The sequence below is a fragment of the Paraeggerthella hongkongensis genome, assembly GCF_003726035.1.
Taxonomy (GTDB): Bacteria; Actinomycetota; Coriobacteriia; order Coriobacteriales; family Eggerthellaceae; genus Paraeggerthella; species Paraeggerthella hongkongensis.
Window position 1 is genome coordinate 1 of record NZ_QICD01000014.1, and the last position, 21,056, is coordinate 21,056.

Sequence of the window (21,056 nt, forward strand, 5' to 3'; positions counted from 1 at the left end):
CGCCCGACCCGCGCCGCCCTCCACCGCGCCGCAGAGCCCTCCTCGGCCGAGCAAGGCGCTGCGCGCGCCCGTATTCCCCCTTGTCGTTGTGTTTCCCTCTCCGTAGTGGTAAATGTTAGCCTTAGTAAACTTATAAGCCGCTCACGCGGGGAAACGAGAACCCATGTCCAACCAAGCAGCCTTCTTCCCCCCGAAGAAGCACGACCCCCACGAAAACCGCAAGGCGCAAGACGCCGACTCCGACGAACGCCGCGAACGCCCAGCGATCGACCCCGTCTTCCTGTCGGTCGACGGCCTTTGCAAGCACTACGGAGAAGGCGAAGCGCGCGCCACCGTGCTCTCGGACATTGCCACGACCATCGAACAGGGCGCCGTATGCGCGCTGCTCGGGCCTTCGGGCTCGGGAAAGTCCACGTTCCTCAACCTGGTAGGCGGGCTGGAGCCGGCCGACTCGGGCTCCATCCGCGTGGGAGGCGTTGAGCTGACCGGCCTTTCCGACAAGGAGCTTGGCGAGTACCGCCGACGCGAGCTGGGATTCGTGTTCCAGTTCTACAATCTGATCCCCGACCTGACCGTGCGCGAGAACATCGAGGTGTGCCGCCATCTCAGCGCAAGCCCGCTTCCCCTTGACGATCTGCTGCATTCGCTGGGGCTATGGGACCATCGCGGAAAGTTCCCGCGCCAGATATCGGGCGGGCAGCAGCAGCGTTGCGCGATCGGGCGCGCGCTCGTGAAAAACCCTCGCCTGCTGCTGTGCGACGAGCCGACGGGCGCGTTGGACTATCAAACCTCGAAAGAGATACTTGAGTTGATGGAACGGGTCAACCGCGACTACGGCTGCACCATCGTCATCGTCACGCACAACGACGCTATCAGGCACATGGCCCATCGCGTCCTGCGGCTGCGCGACGGGGTCCTGGCCGAAGACGCGCGCAACCAGCAGGTGCTCGCTGCGCGCGATCTGGAATGGTAGGCGCGCCATGGCAACCCCTCTTGTCCGCCGCCTTCCGCGCGAGCTCAGGCACAACTTCGGCAGGTACCTGGGCATCTTCCTGCTCATGACCATCTCCATCACGCTCGTGTCCGGCTTCCTTGCAGCAGCCAGCAGCATCGAGCGCATCACCGACGGCATGCGCGACGCCTACGCCGTCGAGGACGGGCGCTTCACGACAAGCCGGGAAGCGCCCGCCGAAGCGCTTGCGGCCGTCGAGGACCTGGGCGCGTCCGTGCACGAGAACTTCAGCTACGACCTGCCGCTCGAGCGCGACGACGCACCGGGCGCCACGGTGCGCGTGCACCTCAACCGCAACGGCTTCAACGAGGCCGCCTACGCGCAGGGCGAAGCCCCGCAGGGAGCCGACGAGATCGCGCTCGATCGGACCTTCGCGGAGCATGCCCGCATCGAAACGGGCGATACGGTGCGCGTGGGCGGGCGGGATCTGACCGTGTCGGGCATCATGACGCTTCCCGACTACGCGGCTCTTTTCGAAAAGAACTCCGATTTCGTCATGAACACGCTCACGTTCGGCACCGCCGTTGTGGACCGAGCCGCGTTCGCGTCCTTCGAAGGCGCGAGCGTTTCCCACGTCTACTCCTTCCTGTTCGACGACCGCGCCTTGCCCCTGTCCGAGCGCATCGACGCCGAGCAGGACATCGCCGATGCGCTGGCCAGCCACGGAGCCCTGCTGACCGATCTGGTGGACGCCGCGTCGAACCAAGGGATCACCTACGCCGCCGAAGACGTGGCGGGCGACCAGGTCACCTGGGAGACCATGCTGTTTCTGCTCATCGTCATCATGGCGTTCGTGTTCGTGGTGCTGACCTCGGCCGCCATCGACGAAGAGAGCGCCGTCATCGGCACGCTTCTGGCATCGGGATACCGCAAACGCGAGCTGATCGCGCATTACCTGGCGCTGCCTTGCTTGGTAGGCCTGGCGGCGGCCGTGGCGGGCAACGTACTGGGATACACCGTCATGGTCGACCCTATGAAAGGCCTGTACTACAACAGCTACAGCCTGCCGCCCTACGTTGCCGCCTGGAGCTGGCGCGCCTTCGGATTGACCACCGTCATCCCGTTTTTCCTGCTCATGGCAATCACGTCCGTCGGGCTGGCGCGCAAGATGCGCTGCACGCCGCTCATGTTCCTACGGCGCGAAACGGCGAAGGCAGGCATGCGCGCAACCCTGAAGCTTCCCGAGCGCCTTGGCTTTTCGGCGCGGTTCAGGCTGCGCGTGTTCCTGCGCAACCTTTCGCACTTCGCCACGCTGTTCGTGGGGATCGCGTTCGCCAGCATGCTGCTGCTGTTCGGGCTGTGCATGATGCCCACCATCGAGCACTACGCCGATTCCCTGCGCAACGATCTGGTGGCCGAGCACCAGTACCTGCTCAAGGCGCCGCTCGAAATCGCCGCGACCGACGACGAGCGCGAGGCGTTCGCAGCCACGACCGCGCTGGCCGCAACCGAGCAGTCCCAACTTGAAGCCATGGACCCGATCGAGCTTGCCGCGCTCGCGCAAAAAGCCTCGACGGTGCAGGAAGGAGCCCACCCCGTCAACGTGAAGCCGAACGACCGCAGCGTCATCGAGCAGGCCGAGAAGTTCGCCGCAGGGCGCCTGGAAACCGCCCGCTTGGCACAGGGGAACGAAGAGGTCGTCGTGTACGGCATCGCGGAAGGATCCCGCTACTGGAACGACGCCGACGTCGGCGAGGGAAAGGTGGCCGTAGGACGCGGATTGGCGCAGAAATGCGGGCTGAAACCCGGAGAGCCGCAAACGTTCTCGAACAAGTTCGACGGCGCAGCCTACGAGCTGACCCCCAGCTCGCTTTGGGGCAGCTTCTCGTGCATGGCGGTGTTCTTGAGCATCGAGGACTTCAACGAGCTGTTCGGCAACGATGCCGGCTATTTCAACGGATACGTGTCGAACGAAAGCCTCAACCTGGACGAACGCTATCTGGCAAGCGATCTTGCCCCTGCCGACATGGACAAGATCAGCGCCCAGATGCAAGACTCGATGGGCCATGTGATGGGCATGATGACGGCAGCGGCCACGCTTGTCTACCTGGTGCTCATGTACCTGCTCACGAAAACGGTGCTGGATCGAAGCGCGTGCAGCATTTCGTACATGAAGGTGTTCGGCTACCGAAACCGCGAGATCAACAAGCTGTACCTGCATTCCATCACAACCGTGGTGATCGCCTCGCTCCTTGCATCCCTGCCCCTGGTTGTCCTGGGTATATCGACGCTGATCAGAGCTGCCCTCGCGGGATACGGGGGCAACATGGAGGCGTACGCGCCCGCCGACCGCCTGGCGCTTATCGCGGCAATCGGCGTTGCCACGTACGCCGTCGTGGCGTTTCTGCACACCAGGCGCATCAAGCGCGTCCCGCTTGCCCTGGCGCTCAAAGCGCAGGAGTAAGCCCCGACCGGCGGCGGGGCCTGGATCCCGCCGCCGGTCGCAGGGCTGCGGTCAGCCCGGGAAGCCGCGCGTTTCGCAGCCGCTCCTCACACGTAGTAGAGAAACGACCGCAAGCGCTCGTCGATGCCCTGGTCGAGCGCGCCGTCGAACGACACGTGCAGCACGGGAGCCGCAAGGTCGTCGGCATCGTCGAGCAGCTTGAGCACGATGCCGGTGTTCTCGTACATCGACGACACCGCTATCACGCCGTCCGCCTCACGCGCCGCCAAGCGCGCCTTAGCCGCTCGGTACCTTCCGTTCGCGCCTCGATAGCCCCCCAGCGCCTCGCCAGCCGCAATCCGCAGGTCGTCCAAGCTGGCGCAAAACGGCGAGGCGCAGCCCAACGAACGGTGCACTTCGGCCATCTGCGCGGCGAAGGCCGCCAGCAGCCCGTCGGGCTGACGCGCATCGCGCCATAGAAACCACAGGTACTCGGACAGCGGCATACGCACCAGGCGATACCCCGCGCGCTCAAGGCCCTCCCAGCGTCCGCCCGTCAGCTGATCGGCGTACACCAAAGGCCACTCGCCCACCAGCGCAAGCGTCTTGCGGGCGCGGCGCGAACCCCCTTCGGCCGCAGTCCCCGCTCGGCGGGCTGCGGCGCATACGCGCTCGAACGTCACGCCATCGCGCAGGAACCCGTCCAGCACCTCTTGACGATCGTCCTGGTCGGCCGCGTAGGCTACGTCGCCGGCCAAAAGATGCAGGAAGAAGCCCTCGGGATCGGGCATCGACCAAGGCAGCTGATCGAGGATCGGCGCAACCAGCTTCGCGTCGGCCGCCCCTTCCTCGTCCAAGACGGCGCGGATCACGCGGTCGTACTGCCCGTCGGCCTCGGCGCCTTCCGTCGAAGGCAGCAGCAGCTGCAAGCCGCTCGCACCGGCACGTTCCGCCGAGGCTTTCGCAGCCGCCCGCAACGACATTCCCAGCAGCGCCGTGAACGACAGGTACTCCTTCGAAGCGCTGCGCGCACGTCCGGCGGCCACAGCCGCGTCGTCGGGTTCCAGCAATTCCACGCGCAGGCCGCGCCCCTCCAACCAGCCGCCCACCAAGGGCCCCCACGCCCCGAACGACGGCAGCGCCACAACCCGCTGCGCGTCGAGCGTCGCGTGCGGCGCCTCGTACGGACGGCCCGCCAGGGGCAGCGCGCGCTCGTCGCGCGGCTCGTAATGGTCGATCGCGTTCAAAAACGCCTCGATGCGCGTCACGACCCCCACCTGCGAAGAATGCTCGTCGGTCTCGATATGCAGGTAGGGCTTGTCGCCCATCTCCTCGCGAAACAGGTGGCTCACCATGGTGTCCGGGCCGCACCCGTGATTGGTCAGGTACACCGCGAACAGGCGCGGATCGCGGCGCACCAGCTTCGCGCCCGACACGATATGCTGCCCGAACGGCCAGTACAGCCCCGGATGATCCTGCGACACGTCCACGTCATGCGCATGCAGGTGGCTCACCGTGATCACCTTCCGGCCACGGTCCAGAAGCGCACCGGGAATGCCCATGTTGAGCGCCGGGTCGACAATGCCGTAGTTGCGGGTGATCAGCACGAGCACGCGCTCGTCGGGGCCGAGCGAACCCAGCAGCTGCTCTCCCAGCTCTTCGGTCTTGCGCGTGAACTCCTGCACCGCGAAACCGCCCGCCAGCATGGCGCGGACGGTTTCGCGCGGCTCCTTTCCCAGCTGCGCGCCCACGCCCAGCAGCGCTTCGGCAACGGCCTGCTGCCCGAAATCCATGTCCAGTACCGGGTTCAAAAGGCGAATGCCGCGACCCTCGAAGTCAAGCTCCTTGGCCGCCAGCATCGGCGCCGACTGCATGTAGGGGCACGCGTAGTTGTGCGCAACCTTGGAAGAGACGTGGCGAATCGTGCGCACCGCCGGCATGAACACGTAGTCCACGCCGCGCCGCGCCAACTGCTCCAGATGGCCGTGGACGAGCTTCACGGGATAGCATGTCTCCCCTTGAGCCGTCTGCTGGGAGAGGCGCACCGTCTCCTCGTCGGTCGCATCGGACAGCAGCACGTTGTAGCCCAACTGCTTGAAGAACGCGTTTGCCAGGGGAAACAGCTTGTGCAGCATAAGGCAGCGCGGAATGCCCACCGTTTGCTTGGACGGATCGATGCGGGCGTCGTACCCCTCCAAGAACAACTCGTCGACCTTGCGAAAGAACCGACGATTCTCCTCGACGGACGCGCGGTCGACGGCCCTCGAAGCCTGCGACGCGCGCGTCAGGTCGAACCCGCGAAACGCCGTGGCCTCCGCCCCGGCCTCCTGCGCGAGCAAGGCCGCGCCCACCGCGCCCGACACGGCGAACCACGGCGACACCGAAAGGGCGTCGCCCAGGTGCGCCTTGAACGCGGCCACGATGCCGGGGTTGTAGGCCACGCCGCCCTGCAGCACCACATGGGCGCCCACCGGCTTGGTTCCCACTACGCGATGCAGGTAGTTGCGCACCACCGACAAGCACAGGCCCGCCGCCACATCGGCCGTCGACGCACCTTTCGCCAAAGCCGCGTTGATGGCTGTTTCCACGAACACCGTACAGCGTTCCCCCAGGTCAATAGGTGCCTTCGAGGACAGCGCCAGCGGCCCGTAGCCGGCAAGCTCGATGCCCAGGCGCGCAGCCTGCTCCTCGACGAACGACCCGGTGCCCGCCGCGCATATCTTGTTCATTTGGAAATCGGCCACCCGCCCGTCCTTCAAGCTGACGTACTTGGAGTCCTGGCCCCCTATCTCGAACACGGTGTCGACCCGCGCGTCGGCAGCCACGGCGGCGCGCGCTTGCGCAGTGATCTCGTCGCGTACCGCATCGGCGCCAACCATCTTCCCGATCATGCTGCGCCCCGAACCCGTCACGCCCACGGCCGTCACGCGAACGGCGGAGCCCAGGCGCTTCGCAAGCGAGTCCAAGCCCTCGCGCACCGCCCGTCGCGCGTCGCCGCGCGTGCGCAGGTATTGCGCGTCCAGCAACGCGCCCCGTGCGTCCAGCAGCACCAGGTTCGTCGACGTGGACCCCACGTCGATTCCCAGCGCGCAGTCCACCGGCTCGCCCGTCAAAGCCGACCAGGACCGCGGGCGCAGCCGAAACCCGGGCCTCGCCTCGACCGGCACGGACGGCAGCGCGCGCAGCCGGGGCAGGTCGTCGACGACCGTATGCTCAGCCAACCGCACGGCAAGGTCGCCTATCGCAAGGGGGCGGCAGCCGTCTTTGCCGGAAAGCGTGCGCCCGCCTTGCGCCCGGGCCTCGCGCGCCGCGCCCGCCGCTTGGAAAAACAGGTGGTCGGGCGCGTGCAAAAGCTCGCCTTCTCCAAGCTCGAACACCTCGCGCACCGCCCGAACCACCCCGCGGTTCGCCAAAACGCCGCCGGAAAGCGCCACCGGGCGCGCCACGGGCAGCCCGCGCACGATGGTGGCCTTGTAGCTTTTCACCATGGCGAAGCACAGACCCAGCAGAATGTCCTGCACCGACGCGCCCTCCTGCTGGTGATGAATGATGTCGGTTTTTGCGAACACCGCGCAGCGCCCGGAGATACGCGGCACCGAAACCGCGCCTTCCACCAGATCCGAGTACTCCTCCAGGGCAAGTCCCAAGCGCTCCATCTGGTCCTCGAAAAACGACCCCGTGCCCGCCGCGCAGCTTTCGTTCATGGCGAACTGCGGCACCCGCCCCGACCCGACGCCCGTAACGAACAGCGCCGACTGCCCGCCTATCTCGATGACCGAACGCGCCTCGGGCGCCAGAAGCTGCGCGCCTTGGCACACCGCCGGCACTTCTTCCAGCATAAGGCAAGCGGGATCGATGCCCCGCAGCGCCGCCGCCCCCGATCCGGCGGCGGCCCAGCCCGCGCACTCGCCCTCCGGCAGCTTGGACGCCAAAACGGCCAGCATATCGCGCAGGCACGCGAGCGCGGCCCCGCGATGCAGGCGGCTTTCGCGCCACGCAAGCTCCTCAGCGTCCGTAAGCGCCACGAGTTTCACCGACGATGCGCCGATGTCGATGCCAACGGTGTACATGCCCGCCCCCTATTCCCCCTTCGCGCGCACGCGATACCGCTCGTACTCGGCCAGAAACGCGCGCTCGTCCAGCTGGCGCACCTGCACCACGTCGGCGAACGTCACCAGGTCGGCTATAGGGTTGTCCAGCGAAAACGGAAACCCCTTCGACACCAGGAACTCCCCGAACAAAGGCTCGTCCAGCACCGTCTGCTTCATGGTCTTCGTCGCGTCTATCATCGCGCAGCCCCCTTCGTTATATCGGCTAACATGATTTTTCGGGCGCCCAGAAGCGCCACGTCCTCGTCGCTGTGCGTTGACGCCAAAAGCGTGCGTCCGCGTCGCTCGGCCAGCAAGAACTCGATGACCGCGCGCTTTGTTTGCCCATCGAGCCCGGTGAACGGCTCGTCCAGCACGATCGCGCTGCCGGGATAGGCAACCGCCCTTGCCAGCGAAACGCGTCGGCGCATGCCGCCCGAAAGCTGCATCACCGGGCGCTTCAGGCAATCCGCGGGAAGGATCTTCTCCAGCATGCAGCGGATCTGGCGTCGGCTGGCCCGCGCGGGCAGCACCAACGCCACGTTCTCCACGGCCGTCAGCGTCTCGCACAGGCGGTCCTCCTGAAACATCGCCGAAACCGCGCCGGAAGGCGCGCCCTCGATGCGCCCCGCGTCGGCGCGCTCAAGGCCCAGCAGCACGCGCAGCAAGGTGGTCTTGCCCGCGCCCGAAGGCCCCATCAGGCAGTACACGCCGCCTTCGGAAAGCGTGCACGTCACGCCCGCCAGCACGCGCGCGTCTCCGAACGACTTGCCCACGCGCTCCATCACGATGTCCATGCGGCATCGCCCTTTCCCGCGTCGCTCGCGCCGCCCTCGTCGCGCCGCCCGCGTCGGGCGCGCCCTTCGCGCTCGTCATCGCGCACGCCCAGAAAGCCGCCCAGCGGACGTCCGGCGCGTTTCAACAGCGCCATGAACGCCTTCTCGAACGCCAAGCTCAGCACCATGACCATCACCGTCCACGCGAACAGATCGGGCGTGTCCAGGTACGTGCGCGCCAGGCTCATCTCTTTGCCGATAGAGGGCTTGGGCACGGCCAGAACCTCGGCCATGATGCCGCTTTTCCAGCTCATTCCCAGCGATATGCGGGAACTTGCCACCAGAAACGGCATGAACGCAGGGCGGTACACGTACATGAACGTGCGCCATCTGGACAGCTTGAACACCCGCGCCATCTCCAGCAGGTGCCGGTCCACGCTCTCGAACCCGGCAAGCGTGGACGTGTAGACCAGCGGCAGCACGATCAAGAACGCCAGGTACACGGTCAACGCCTGGTTGCCCACCCAGATGAGCAGCATGATGATGAACGAGATAACGGGAATGGTGCGCAGAAGCGACATCACGGGATCGATGAAGTCGCGTACGATGGCCACACGGTACGCCAATAAAGCCAACAGCAGCCCTATGGAAAACGATAGGAGAAACCCCGCGGCGATACGCGCCGTGGAAGCGCCGCAGATCAGCCAGAAGTCGGGCTTCGCCACCTGCTCCGCCAACGCCTCCAACACCCGAACAGGACCGGCCAGAACCAAGCGGTTGTCCACCGCCCGATCGAGCACTTCCCATACGACCAGCCAGAACAGCACGATCAGCGCTTTTTTTGCCCCTGCGATGCGCTTCGACGCGCCGCGGGCGGCAACGACGCGCTCCCGCCCGGCGCGCTCCTCTTCCAAAACAAGCTGCGCTTCCTCGTCGTCCATGAGGCTTTGCGCCTGCATGACGCGCACCACCTGCCGGCAAGAAACGCCCATGGAGGTCATCATCTGCATGATCTGATCTCTGCCGACGCCGCGGGACACGGCCGCTCTCATCATGAAGCCCATCTGGGCGTCGTCCATGCCGTTTTCCCTGATCATCTGCACAACCTGCGCAACCTTGTCCTCGGGCATGCCCAGCTTCTGCGCTATCTGAGCCACCTGCATGCGCGGGGCCTCGCCCGTATCACGCGTTTCGCGCGCCCGCCCGATGCGCACGCCCAGCCGCCTCAGCAGCTCTTTCGCTCGCCGTTCGCCCATGGCCTACGCGCCCGCGCTGCCCGCATCGTCAAGCTGACCCACGGGAGGCAGGTAGTAGAACCCGTCGTCTGGAACCTTGCCGCCAATCGAGTCGGGGTTCGAGCGGTACAGCTCCTCGAGAAAGCCCGAAAGCGCCGTGCGCATGTCGGTTCCCGTCAAGCTCACCATGCTGATCTGGGGCATAGCGTCCAGCGCCACGGCGTTGTTCAGAAACGTCCCCAGCTCCTCTTGCAGGGCGGCCGCGGCCGACATGTTCTCGAGCGACCACGCCACCGATTGTCCCGCCATCCGCAGGTACTCGATCACGGCTTGCTCGTGCTCTTCGAGAAACTTCCGGTTCACGATCGTGGTCGTGGTAACGGCCTGGCTCCCCGTGTCGGCAAACGCCGCATCCCATTCCTTGGTGATGTCGATAGGCGCGTACAGGGGGTCCACCATGAGCTTCGAAAGCGACACGAACGGCTGCGGAAGGATGGCCGCGCAGTTCGGTTCGTCCTGCAAAAGGTTCAGCACTTCGAACGGCGACGACTTGAACTCAAGGTTGAACGACCCCGCCTTGCCCATCTTGCCCAGCAACGCCTCGATCGTGTACTCGGGCGTGCCGCCTTCGCCGTAGCTGTACACCGTGCGACCCGCAAGGTCTTCCACGGCAGCCACCGACGGATCGGTGGTGATGCCGTAGAGCACGCCCAGGTTGTTGACGCTTATGACCTGGTAGTCGTTCTTTAGCTCCTTGTTGTTGTACAGGATGGGGCCGATATTGGACGGCAGCGTGCACATATCGTAGCTGCCCTGGTTGAACGCGGCGGAAAGGCCCACGTAGTCCACGCCGCTCAGCTCGAACTGGAAGTCGTTGAACGTCTTGCCGGCTCGCGCCGCCACGATGAACTGCGAAAGGCCCATGGATGGCGGGCCCATGATCAAGCCGACGCGCGCAGTGCACGCATCGGGGCTGCCCATGAGCTCGCGGCTTTCGGGCTGCGCAACCAGGTCGACCGTGCCGAGCGCCGCATCGCCTTGATCGGGGCCGCCCGACGAACAGCCCGCCAAACCCACGGCCGCCGTTGCTACGGCCGTGCTCGCAAACGCGCAGAACGCGCGTCTTGTCAGATTCATGCCTACCTCGTTTCCGGGTCGTTCCTTCAAATAAAGAGCTGCGAGCCCGTCCGCACGACGCGACTGGCGGACGGGCTCGCATTCAGTCGTGCACGCTAGAAGCGGGCCTTAGCCTTCGAAGGCACGCGCTTCCTGCGGTAGGCGAACGTGCCCGCCGCCGCTCCGGCCACGGCCAACGTGGCCAGCGCGCCCAAACCGATCACAAGAGCCGGATCGCCGGTCGAAGCGCTGTCGGATTCGGCTTGCGCCGGGTTCGACTTCGTCGCAACGCCCTTGGCCTTGGCGCGCGCAGCCTTGTCCTCGGCCGCAGCCAGAGCTTCGGCGGTAGCCTTTTCGGCATTGGCCGCCGCATCGCCCGACGCCGAGCCGTTCATCACGGCCAGGGCCGCAGCGGGAATCGAGCCGCCGCCCGAAGCGGGCACGCCGGAGAGGTTCATTTGGAACGTAGCCGGATACGTATGGTTGCGCTCGCCGCCGAAGATGGATCCGCCGATAGCCATGGCCATATCCCCGATGGTAACGTCCACCGTGCACGATCGCGAGACCACCGAAGCGGCGTCTTCCAGCACGCCCAGGTCGACCGTGATCGAAGACAGGCCGCCGCCGTTCGAGCTGGAGTCCACGATACGCAAGCCGCTGATGGCGTTCACCGTCATGATCCTCGACTGAATGACGATGGGAACCTGCACCGCAGCGCGCCCGGCAACATCGACGGTCAGGACGGCGTTGCGCGCCACCGGGTTCATGGGCGGGAAATCCCCGCTGGTCAGATGCGGATTCAACGGAAGCCCCGTATCTTGCCTGCTCAGCCAGATATTGGCGGACACCGTGTAGGTGCCGGCAGCCAGCGTGCCGCGCCGAACGTCCCCGCTGCTGGCAGCGTTGCCCGAGCCGCTGCTCGCGCTGCCGGAGCCGCCCGCGCTTGCGGATCCGCCGCCATTGCCGGAGGATTCCCCAGCAGAGCCCGCCCCGCCGGAACCGCCTCCTGCAGAGCCTCCGTTGTCGCCCGGAACGGCCAGGTCAGTGCTGTCGGACAGCTTCACGGCGCTGGCGTAGTCCACGGCCAGCGACAGGCCCCACGTTTTATCCAGGCGCAAGGGAGCTGCATACACGTGGCTCCCGGGAAACGTCAAGACGGGATCGTTGCCGTCCAGCTTGACAACGGCTTTGACGATGCGGCCCTGTGCGTTGGCGCCGTACGGCTTGCCGTCGCGCTCGATGCCGAGCACCTGCGCGCCGCTCGCCGGCGTTCCGAAATCGATCAGGGTGAACGCCGGATTCGGCAGCTCCAGTTCGAGCAGCTTCGTACCGTCCTCCTTGACCACGAGTTTCGCGTTGTCGGACATCGGGTCGGTGGGAATCCCGAAGTTCGGGCTTCCCTCGGGCTCCATTGGATTCTTGGGATTGGTCATGTAGGCCGTCAGATGCAAAATGTCGTTTTCAGACGAGGGGACGAACAGGTTCGCCGTCACCGCGTACGTGCCGGGCGCAAGCGCCGGAGCCTGCGCTTCGGCAACCGTCAGCACGCCGCTGCGGTAGGAAAACGCGTAGTTCGCAGCCGCGCCGCCCACAGGCGTCAGGCTGTACGCTGCACCCGCTTCCAAAGACGTCGGGGCGGAAACCGTCGGCGCGGCGAAGCCCTTCGCTGAGGCCGCCGTCTCCCCGTTCACGAACCCGGACACGTCCACGGACAGTCGCGGAGCCTCGTTCGCAGCGACCGTTTCACTGCGGTACGCGGCGGTCAGCTGCGCTTTCCCGATGGTCCATGCAAGCGTCGCAGCGCCCTTCGACCCGTCCGCCCACGTATAGCCGTCCTCGAGCGTGACCAGCGCGGTATAGGAGCCGGCATCAACGGCCGAACCTGTCAGGGAAACGCGATAGCCTTCGCCCGGAGCGACGCCTGTTTGCTCCTGCCCGTTGTACACCAGGCCCTGGGCAGGGATCGGCTTCTCGATCTTCGCAGGAGCCTCGGCCACCGCCACGTAGTACGCCACGTTTTCCGAGTTCATCCAGTCCTTGTGCCCGTTTAGAAGGTACGCGCCGTTGAGCAACCTGCCGTCCAGCCCGTCAAGGTTCGCAACGGCGTTGCCGTCAACGGGAAGGATGTCGAAGAACGCCGTGCCGCCGCCGATAGCCACGTCGACCTTGGTCGCGCTGGTCAGCTTGTCCGCCGTTCCTTCCACCAGATAGATCGCCACGTTCTTGCCGCTTACCGGAAGCGTACCGCTCAAGCCGCAGTTGCCGTTGCCGACTGTCGACACGAACCCGGCCGCCAGGGGCACTCGATTGCCGTCCTTAGGAGTCATGTCGACATGAAGCCCCATCGCGTACAGGCCCTCGATGACGGGATCGCTGAAGCCGGACGACTCTTTCACCAGCTCCAACGCCTGATCGACCGCGGCTCCGTCATGCGCGCGAGCGCCCACGACGCCCACGAACCCCAAGAACCCGGTTTCGTACAAACCCGACAAGACTTCTTCTTTGTCCATGTCCGGCACGCCGTTGTTCACGGCTTCGTTGTAACCGTTGGTCACCCACGTTGCCGACGTGCCCGAAGCACCGTCGGCGTACGTGTACGACCGAAGCCACCGAACGGTCGCCTCTCCCGGAGCCGAAGTCACCACGAACGATCCCAGCCGCGCGCTGTCGAACGTCAGGGAGCCGTCCGCCTGCGCAGCCGGAAGAGCAGTCAGGGATGCGCCCTTGTGCAAGAACACCTCGGAACCGCTTTCGCCCGGCAGCGAAACGGAGAACTTCACCTTGTCGTCAACCGCAATGTCCGCGCCGCCCGAAATCAGGCGCACGTCCAGCAAGCTGAAGTCGGGAGCCTTCTGATACTGCCGACCGAGCGCGGGCTTCACCGCCGAGCGGCGTCCTTCGTCTTCGACGAGCTGCGCCGAAAGCTCGGCGGATTGGATCGATTCGAACGCCGACGAACCCTCCTCCACGTTTACCGTCACCGACACGCGCGCCTCGTCGTCAACGAACGTCTTCGAGAAATCTCCCTCGACAACGCGCACGGCATTGGCAAGATCAACCGTCAAGTCCAGGTCGATGTTGAACGACTTTCTCAACGTGGTGGCGTACTCCGTGCAGCCCTGGAGCGTGTACGTTCCGCTCCAGTCCTTCAACTCCACCGTAACCGTGGAAATGCGCGACGTGATGCCGGCGCTGGCCAGATCGTCGTTGTACTGGCTGTCGTCGCTTTTCAGCTCGATGGGAACCCGCGTGGCCTCCACCACGGAAGCACTGGGGGAAGACCCTGCGACTTGCACCGTGAACACGGGGTTGATCAGCGTAAACGTGAGCGTTCTGGTTCCGTCGGCCGCCACGACCAACGTGCTGCCGTTCGTCACGGCCGCAGCAGGAACGCCCATCTGGCCGCCGATTCCTTCAGGGTTCGCGGGATTGGTCGCATACCCGCGAATGCCCATCGGCGTCATCATGGACACGTTGGCGGAAACCGTATAGGTTCCCGCGGCAAGCTCGGCGCTGCTCGCGCCCTGAGGGGCAACGTAGCCTTCGCCTTGCGCGCTGCCGAGCGCGGCCCGCGACGGTTCGGAGCCTTCGCCCTGCGGCTCCGCCTGCTCGCCGGAAGCACTGCCTTCGACGACGGCAAGGTTCGCACCCCCTTCACGGGATTCGCCTTCCGCGCTTGTCGATGCCGGCTTTTCGACGGCGTCCGGCGCGCGCTCTGCAGAAGAAGACGCAGCCTCCTTCGCAGATGCGTTCCCGTCCGGCGACTCAACCCGGTCGAGCGACCTGCGCGCCGCATCGTCCGCTTCCCCGCTGCGCTCCGCAAGCGGCGCCGCAGCCGCGTCTTCGCCCTCGCCGCCAGGGACGCCGCCTTCGGCAGCGTCGGCAGCCTCTGCGCCTTGCGCATGCGCCGGCGCGTCAGCCAGTCCGAGCGCAGATGCGTACGCAAAACCGGCCGGCGTCTGCGACAAAACCAACACAGCGACCAAGAGCACGGCAAGAACGGCGCCCGCAAGCGAATCGCTTGCTCTGTTCACCTTGTTCTTCATGGTTTCATTCCTCGTTTCTGTTTCATGCAACGTGCGATCAACCGCGATGCAGGCCGTTCGCGCAGCGCCTCCAGCGCCAAGCGCACCTGCCACGGAACCTCGAAAAGCCGGCTGCCGCAGATGCAGCAGCCGGCTTCAGCGCATAGGGAACGTTACGCAGCGCCCAAATCGGCAACAAGATGCAGATCCCAAGTCTTGCGTCCCTTGTACAGGGGAAACGATGCGTACTCAGCCGAAGGGCTGAACGTCGCGACCGCCGAGCCGCCGGCGAAGTTCGTCACGTCGAACGTTAGCGAGACAACACGCTCGTCGTAAGGAGAAGACCACAGGAAGTTCGGCATGACCCACTTCCCCATCTTCTTCTCGGTGATGCGCACCAGGCCGTCTTGCGAGGCCGAAGCGATCTCCAATACGCCGAACGAGCTGTTCACAATGGGTACGGTCAAGAGTTTCGCACCGCCCTCGGCCACCACGAGCGTCGCATTGTTCGCAACGGGCGAAGTGGGCTTGTTGAAGGGCGGGTTTCCCGGATTCGTGACGTACGCGTTCTTGCCGATAGGCGAATCGCGCTTGTCCACGTACAAGTTCGCCGTCACCGTGTAAGTGCCCGGTGCCGCATAAGCGCCCGACAGCGGCGCCGCGCTTGCCGCAAACGCCTTGCTCGCGTTGATGTTTGGCAGCGCCACGCCCGCCGCCGCTGCGACAACGGCGGCGCCTGCTGCCGCCTTGAGGAAGTCGCGGCGTGACAAGGACGCATCCTGCATGCCTTCGCGTATCTCGGTCATGTTGCCTATCCTTTCACTGAACTGGCTCTATCGCTTCGCGTTCGCAAGCGGGCAGCATGCGCTCCGCCCGCTCCACGGGGGACCTTCATGCGCGGTTGCCGTATTTAATTAGCCAAGGCTAACTTCAGGGTATTTTAAAAGCTGCAAGGTCTCGCCCTGCAGCTCCATCGCGCCGCCCGACCGGAACCATCCCTCGGCGCAGCACGTCAACCCTCGCCCACCTGTTGTTGGCAGGCATTCGACAATCCGCATGAGCGCAGTATACGCAGTGCGAAATCCCCTTGTCAGTGATCTATGTTACCTTTGTATAACTTTTTTTGAGAAGGTATGCCCGCCAAGAATGGGCAAGGCGATTTGCAGCCGACGAGCTGGGGCCGCCACCCCCTCTAGCGAGCTTGCCGCAGCACGCGAACCGTGCGACCGTCCACCTCGATGACGCCGTCATCCTGCATGACCTTGAGCTCGCGGATCAGCGACTTGTCCGCCACGCGCAGGCACGCCGCCCATTCCCTGCGTCCGAACGGAACGGTCACGCTCCCGTCCGCATTGCGCGGCAGCGTGTCCAGATACGCCAGAACGCGATCGGACAGGCGCGGCTCGCTCAAGACCGCAAGGCTGCGACTGAGGACCAGCACCTTCTTCGACATCTCGCTCATGAGGTTTCCATGCAAAGTCGATGCCCACGCATGGGAGCAGGCGCGAAGCCCGGCAGCGGGAATGCACAGCAGCACCGTGTCCTCAAGCGCGCGAATGTCAACGGGACAGCGCCGCAAAGACGAGGCGACGGCCTCGGCGAACGAATCGCCTGGGCCGAATAGGGACACGATGCGGTCCAGCCCGCCCTGCGGCAAAGAAGCTTGCACGCGGCCGGACACGACCACCGGGTAGAAATCAAGCCCGTCGCCCGCTCGGCGCACCAAGCTGCCGCCAGGGTACCGGCGCAGCATGCCCTTCGCATCCGCGATCAAAGACGCACGCTCTTCCATCGGTATGCCGGCAAACACGGGAGACTCGCTCAAAGGTCGCACGTCAATCGGATCCGCCATCTTTCGCCCTCCTTCACCACACGTTCAGCTTGCCTCGCCCCCCATCCGTTCATCATGTCCATGCTCCATCATACCTCAATTGTTAGCTAAAGGTTACTATTTTCGAAACATGCCGAATCGCAGCCGAGCAACAAGGGGTTCGAAGCGCGAACGGGTGCCCCTTCCCCGCGCGAACAGGACTTGCGCACGAAAACTCGCCCTCGCTGGCAGGTTTTGACGGTTTGGGGTCGTTTGATCCAACCGAGCGAGCACTCGCAAACGCACGGCGCAGCAACCCAGCTTCGTGACCAGGCAAAACGAAAAGCAAGCGAAGCGACGCCCGAAACAACGCCCGACTCAACGACCCCTAAACGCAAAAACCTCCCAGCGAGGGCAGGTTTTTGCGCGCAAGTCATCTCTATCACTATCGGCCGCAGCAAAACTCGGTGCTCGTCGCACGACGCGCCGAATCTTCCGCGCCCGATCAAGCAGAGGCGCCGCGAAACAGCAACGACCGAAGCCGAGCGACGTTTTGTCCAACCAGAAGAAAGTCGTCGGTCACTTCCCCGTCGCGCACGTGGATGATCCGATCGCACGCTCCCGCCAAAAACTCGAGATCATGGGAGATTACGAACACGAGCCGCCCCCGAGAAGCAAGGTCGCGCACGATATCGCACACGCTGCGCATGCTGTGGCCGTCAAGCCCACTTGTCGGTTCGTCGAAAAGCAGAACGCGCGCGGGGCTCACAGCGGCGGATGCAATGGTCACGCGCTGCTTCTGCCCGCCCGAAAGCGCCATCGGATGAACGCCTCGCAGCGACGCCATCCCCAGCCGCTCAAGCACGTCGCGCACCCGTTCGTCAAGGGTCCCGTCGTCCTCGTTGCCAAGGCGCAACTCGTCCTCGACGCTTTCGGTGAACAGTTGGTAATCCGCATCTTGCATGACGAAGTACATCGAGCGGGAGCGCGCCCGGCGACGAAGCATGCGCCCGTCAAGCTCTACAGTTCCGCGGCAGCGGCGCGAAAGACCGCAAAGGCAACGCGCGAGCGTGGTCTTTCCCGCCCCGTTGGGCCCGGTTATGCCGATAACCTCCGCCCGCTGCGCGCAGCGGGCGCCCGCATGCCCTCCTGCATCGAATTCCACGCCGCACAACACAGCGCGCTCGCCAAAAGACAGCCGCACGTCGCACACGTGCAAAAGCGGCGACACGGGCACATCCGCCTGCACCCGCCGATCCGCAGATGCAGGCGCGGCGCCGTCATCGCCCGCCGCACGCCCCGCCCTGCCGTCCGCCGCCGCCGAATCAGCGCGCGCAGGCGCCACATCGTCAAGATCGAACAATCGAAGCCCACGACGCATCAGCTCGTCCCGCGAAAGGGAACGAGCCCGGGAGGGCGTCCATTGGTCCACGATCCTCCCATCCTCCATGAACACCACTCGATCGGCAAGCTCCATAAGGTAGTACAGGCGATGCTCAGACACCACGACGGTGCGCCCGCGCCTCTTCAGTTCCGCCAAAACGTCGGCCAACATGAGCGTAGCCCGAACGTCAAGATTGGCGGACGGCTCGTCAAGGACGAACAGGTTGGGCTCCATTGCGTACGTAGACGCAAGCGCCACCTTCTGCTTCTCGCCGCTTGAAAGATCGAAGATGCTCCGGTTCCTCAAATGCTCGATGGCAAAATCGGCGAAAGCACCCTCGACCTGCGATGCGATCCTGTCGGAAGGTAAGCCCAGGTTCTCGCAGCCAAACGCCACCTCGGACACCGTGTTCGTCGTAAAGAACTGCGATCGAGGATCCTGGAACACCGACCCTACCGTGGCGGCCAATTCGTACGTGGCAAGCTGGCGTACGTCCCTTCCCCCCACCAACACCTTGCCCGACAGGTTGCCCGGGAAGAAATGAGGGATCAAGCCGTTCATCAGCCGCGTAAGCGTGGTTTTTCCGCATCCGCTGCGTCCGGTAGCCAGCACGAACTCGCCTTCGCGAACCGATAGGGCAACATCGTGCAAGGCTGCGCCCTGCGCACCTTGATAGGAAAAGCTCACGTGCTCCATTTCAACGATGTTCATGAAATCATCCTGCTTTCGAAGCATGCTAGAAACGCAGCGCAACCCACCACCGCACCAAGGTACGCGAAATCCCTGAAACGCAGCCGCATCTCAAGCAGGGACCCCCTGACGCCCGGACGTTCGATACCGCGTACGCAAGCCGCGGCAGCAAGCTCCTCGGCCGCCTTGACGAACCGCATCATAAGAGGAACCATAACGAACTCCATCATGGTCAAGGGAGCTTTGAGCACGTTGAGAACCGTCAAGGGAATGTTGCGTATCCTCATGGAGTCGCGCATGGCCCCCACTTCCTGCCCGATCGTGGGAAGGAAGCGAAGCGTCACGGCAAGCGTGATGGTAAGGGCGCGCGGCAGCCTGAGCCGTTCGAGCGCGTTCGCCAATTCGCTCGAGCTGACGCTTTTCGTCATCATGAAGTACACGCCGGCAAGGGGCGTGAACTTGAAGAATATGAAAACGGACATGCCCGCCGCAGCCGCAACCGCACCGGGAACGCTCGCAAGCAGAAGCGAAACCGCCAGCAACGCGCCCGTAACGGCAATCAGCCTCGCGGCGCAGCCGTACAATCCGAAGAACAGCAGCGCGACGACCATGAACGCATCGCTGAGCAAGATTCCCCCGGTAGACCGCACCACGAACAGCAAAACACCGGCAATCGCAACGTGCACGAGCTTCACGCGCGGATCGATGTACCTGATGCAGGCGGGGCTCGCCAAGACGAAAGACTGATCCACCAAACGCTCCTATCTTCGGGATTCCGCAATCGCCCTTTTGGACGAGCGGCTACACCAAGCCGGCCTTTACGAAGTGCTTCCTCAGTATCTTGCGCCCGACAACCACTCCCGCCGCAGCGCCAACGACGCAAGCGATGACCGACGCGATTCCCAACCAGCTTTTCGCGGTACCGATCAGTTCGTTGAGGTACGTCATGTCAACGCCGGCAGCTCCGCCGGTCGCCTGCTGGATGTACCAATCGGTGAATACGTAGATAGGAGCGATGTCCCCTGCGTAGAATCCCAGCATGAGCACGACGTACGCAATCGCTATGCGCTTGAAGTCGCGATACGAGCCGGAATTGGCTATGGCCTCGGCAATCAGGCCGAATACGATCACGGTAATCAGCAGCGTCTGAGCCCCCATGAGTCCCAGGAGAACCCCCATGACCGCCGACGGAACGAGAAACGCCCCGAACGTGCGCACCTTCACCGCGACAAGCATGAAAAGCGGGCCGCTTGCGAACGCGAACACGGCCGGGTAGAACAAGTACACGACAGGGGTCACGCCGGTCACCATCATAAGAACCATGGCCAGGGCGAACATGACCGCCCCGAAAATGCCCATGAGAGCGAAGTCCTTGATTCCAAGTTTTTTCTTTTCCTGCGTCGCGCTCTCCATCGCATTCTCCTATCGTCGATACGCGGACGTGCCGCTTGTTAGTTAACTAAAACTAACAATAACGAAAGGACCTCCTCGTTTCTCCCCGAAAACGCTTTTTCCGTACTCCGAAACGCTTGAAACGACAGGTTATTCCCGGAAGCGCCGAGCGTACTCGCCCGGCGTCATGCCGCACCTTCGCTTGAACTGGTCGCCGAAGTGGCTGATGTTGCTGTATCCCGCCATCGCGGCGGAGTCCTTGACCCGGTAACCGCGTTCAAGCAGTTCGCACGCTCGAACCATGCGCCGGTCCAGCAGGTACTGATGGACGGACGTCCCGTAACGCAACTTGAACTCGCTGCGAAGCCGTGATTCGCTCATGAGCGACAGCTTGGCCAACTCGGCAACGGAAACATGCTCGAAGCACCGCTCGTCCAACGCGCGGCGCACGCGCTCCAAAGCGTCGACCTCGGCCAACGCCGGCCTGCACGCACCGCCGTCCGATCCTGCTTCGGGCACAACCTCGCTCAGAAGCGCCGAAACGATCTCGAGCACCTTCCCCTCAAGATACAGCGCCTTCAGATCATGGGAGTACGAACAGCTCAGAAGATCGTGCACGAGAGGCTCGATCGAACGCGAAGGCCGAACCTTCTTCACGCAAGAAGACGGTTCTCGACAATCGGCGACGAAGCCTCTGTCCGCAAGACGGCGCATCACCGACCCGAATCGACCGGGATGCAGGTCTATCCCCATGCCGAACGAACGCCTGCTCGCCTCGTAGCGGTTCTCGAACGCGAATGCGCCGTTGCGGTACACGCAGCAATCGCCGCGCTCGAGTCGCACCCCGCCGCGCTCGCCCACCTTCCGCCACTCGAGCTCGCCCGAAAGACAGAAGGTGAGCGAGAACGTCTCGCGCACTGCGCGCTCAACCAAGGCGACGTCTTCGCGAAACGTCACATCGCCCACGTACACGTCTATCCCCGAGCACGGGGATAGACGCCGATAGTAACCCGACCCTAGGTCGGGGGCTAAAGGCACGACAACGTCCACCGCGCTTCGAGCAAATTGCGAAGACAGCATCTTCGCGCGAGCGTCCGCTGCGCCGTCTTCGCGCACAAGCCCGTATTCGGTAACCAGCACGGCCG

General features: G+C 64.4%; 14 protein-coding genes. 2 read left to right on the plus strand and 12 right to left on the minus strand.

Translation table 11 applies throughout. The features are described from left to right. The first annotated feature begins 163 nt into the window (after window positions 1-163). Both DMP08_RS07760 and DMP08_RS07765 read left to right on the plus strand, forming a co-directional pair. Entirely contained in the window at window positions 164-973 is an 810-nt protein-coding gene (locus DMP08_RS07760; RefSeq protein ID WP_123192363.1) for an ABC transporter ATP-binding protein, read from the plus strand. Window positions 974-980: 7 nt separating this feature from the next. Continuing rightward, window positions 981-3,416, plus strand: coding sequence for an ABC transporter permease (locus tag DMP08_RS07765; RefSeq protein WP_123192364.1), 2,436 nt, complete (start codon window positions 981-983; stop codon window positions 3,414-3,416). An 86-nt stretch (window positions 3,417-3,502) separates the two neighbouring features. Here the strand turns inward: DMP08_RS07765 and DMP08_RS07770 are convergent, their stop codons facing one another. The 12 genes from DMP08_RS07770 to DMP08_RS07825 all read right to left on the minus strand — a co-directional run bounded on the left by DMP08_RS07770 (window position 3,503) and on the right by DMP08_RS07825 (window position 21,051). Then, window positions 3,503-7,465 (minus strand): acyl-CoA dehydratase activase, encoded by a 3,963-nt coding sequence (locus DMP08_RS07770; RefSeq protein WP_123192365.1) that lies wholly within the window; start codon window positions 7,463-7,465, stop codon window positions 3,503-3,505. Between the two features lie 9 nt (window positions 7,466-7,474). Further along, on the minus strand, window positions 7,475-7,684 hold the full coding sequence (locus DMP08_RS07775; RefSeq protein WP_114566820.1) for a nitrate ABC transporter ATPase: 210 nt from the start codon (window positions 7,682-7,684) through the stop codon (window positions 7,475-7,477). Then, window positions 7,681-8,280, minus strand: a complete 600-nt coding sequence (locus tag DMP08_RS07780) for an ATP-binding cassette domain-containing protein (protein WP_123192366.1) — start codon at window positions 8,278-8,280, stop codon at window positions 7,681-7,683. Before DMP08_RS07780 ends, DMP08_RS07775 begins: the two co-directional genes overlap by 4 nt. Then, entirely contained in the window at window positions 8,268-9,515 is a 1,248-nt protein-coding gene (locus DMP08_RS07785) for an ABC transporter permease (RefSeq protein ID WP_123192367.1), read from the minus strand. Before DMP08_RS07785 ends, DMP08_RS07780 begins: the two co-directional genes overlap by 13 nt. 3 nt (window positions 9,516-9,518) lie before the next feature. Further along, window positions 9,519-10,631, minus strand: coding sequence for a substrate-binding domain-containing protein (locus DMP08_RS07790; RefSeq protein ID WP_123192368.1), 1,113 nt, complete (start codon window positions 10,629-10,631; stop codon window positions 9,519-9,521). A 95-nt stretch (window positions 10,632-10,726) separates the two neighbouring features. Beyond that, complete coding sequence (locus tag DMP08_RS07795; protein WP_123192369.1) at window positions 10,727-14,656, minus strand: MBG domain-containing protein; 3,930 nt, start codon at window positions 14,654-14,656, stop codon at window positions 10,727-10,729. Between the two features lie 152 nt (window positions 14,657-14,808). Continuing rightward, the gene (locus DMP08_RS07800) at window positions 14,809-15,441 is read right to left on the minus strand and encodes a ubiquinol-cytochrome c reductase iron-sulfur subunit N-terminal domain-containing protein (protein WP_123192370.1); all 633 of its coding nucleotides are present in this window, start codon (window positions 15,439-15,441) and stop codon (window positions 14,809-14,811) included. Between the two features lie 386 nt (window positions 15,442-15,827). Further along, entirely contained in the window at window positions 15,828-16,487 is a 660-nt protein-coding gene (locus DMP08_RS07805) for a Crp/Fnr family transcriptional regulator (RefSeq protein WP_114566814.1), read from the minus strand. A 463-nt stretch (window positions 16,488-16,950) separates the two neighbouring features. Then, window positions 16,951-18,540, minus strand: a complete 1,590-nt coding sequence (locus DMP08_RS07810; RefSeq protein ID WP_161555442.1) for an ABC transporter ATP-binding protein — start codon at window positions 18,538-18,540, stop codon at window positions 16,951-16,953. After that, window positions 18,537-19,271 (minus strand): energy-coupling factor transporter transmembrane component T, encoded by a 735-nt coding sequence (locus DMP08_RS07815; RefSeq protein WP_161555443.1) that lies wholly within the window; start codon window positions 19,269-19,271, stop codon window positions 18,537-18,539. The genes DMP08_RS07810 and DMP08_RS07815 overlap by 4 nt, the downstream gene beginning before the upstream one ends. A 49-nt stretch (window positions 19,272-19,320) precedes the next feature. Then, the gene (locus tag DMP08_RS07820) at window positions 19,321-19,932 is read right to left on the minus strand and encodes an MptD family putative ECF transporter S component (RefSeq protein ID WP_114566811.1); all 612 of its coding nucleotides are present in this window, start codon (window positions 19,930-19,932) and stop codon (window positions 19,321-19,323) included. A 129-nt stretch (window positions 19,933-20,061) separates the two neighbouring features. Next, complete coding sequence (locus tag DMP08_RS07825; protein ID WP_123192373.1) at window positions 20,062-21,051, minus strand: helix-turn-helix domain-containing protein; 990 nt, start codon at window positions 21,049-21,051, stop codon at window positions 20,062-20,064. Between the last annotated feature and the right edge of the window lie 5 nt (window positions 21,052-21,056).

What these genes read in the sequence shown, in the direction of transcription:
- DMP08_RS07780 (WP_123192366.1), bottom strand. Translation starts at nt 8,280, where the DNA reads ATGGACATCGTGATGGAGCGCGTGGGCAAGTCGTTCGGAGACGCGCGC.
- DMP08_RS07820 (WP_114566811.1), bottom strand. Translation starts at nt 19,932, where the DNA reads ATGGAGAGCGCGACGCAGGAAAAGAAAAAACTTGGAATCAAGGACTTC.
- DMP08_RS07795 (WP_123192369.1), bottom strand. Translation starts at nt 14,656, where the DNA reads ATGAAGAACAAGGTGAACAGAGCAAGCGATTCGCTTGCGGGCGCCGTT.
- DMP08_RS07810 (WP_161555442.1), bottom strand. Translation starts at nt 18,540, where the DNA reads ATGAACATCGTTGAAATGGAGCACGTGAGCTTTTCCTATCAAGGTGCG.
- DMP08_RS07765 (WP_123192364.1), top strand. Translation starts at nt 981, where the DNA reads ATGGCAACCCCTCTTGTCCGCCGCCTTCCGCGCGAGCTCAGGCACAAC.
- DMP08_RS07760 (WP_123192363.1), top strand. Translation starts at nt 164, where the DNA reads ATGTCCAACCAAGCAGCCTTCTTCCCCCCGAAGAAGCACGACCCCCAC.
- DMP08_RS07800 (WP_123192370.1), bottom strand. Translation starts at nt 15,441, where the DNA reads ATGACCGAGATACGCGAAGGCATGCAGGATGCGTCCTTGTCACGCCGC.
- DMP08_RS07790 (WP_123192368.1), bottom strand. Translation starts at nt 10,631, where the DNA reads ATGAATCTGACAAGACGCGCGTTCTGCGCGTTTGCGAGCACGGCCGTA.
- DMP08_RS07775 (WP_114566820.1), bottom strand. Translation starts at nt 7,684, where the DNA reads ATGATAGACGCGACGAAGACCATGAAGCAGACGGTGCTGGACGAGCCT.
- DMP08_RS07805 (WP_114566814.1), bottom strand. Translation starts at nt 16,487, where the DNA reads ATGGCGGATCCGATTGACGTGCGACCTTTGAGCGAGTCTCCCGTGTTT.
- DMP08_RS07770 (WP_123192365.1), bottom strand. Translation starts at nt 7,465, where the DNA reads ATGTACACCGTTGGCATCGACATCGGCGCATCGTCGGTGAAACTCGTG.
- DMP08_RS07785 (WP_123192367.1), bottom strand. Translation starts at nt 9,515, where the DNA reads ATGGGCGAACGGCGAGCGAAAGAGCTGCTGAGGCGGCTGGGCGTGCGC.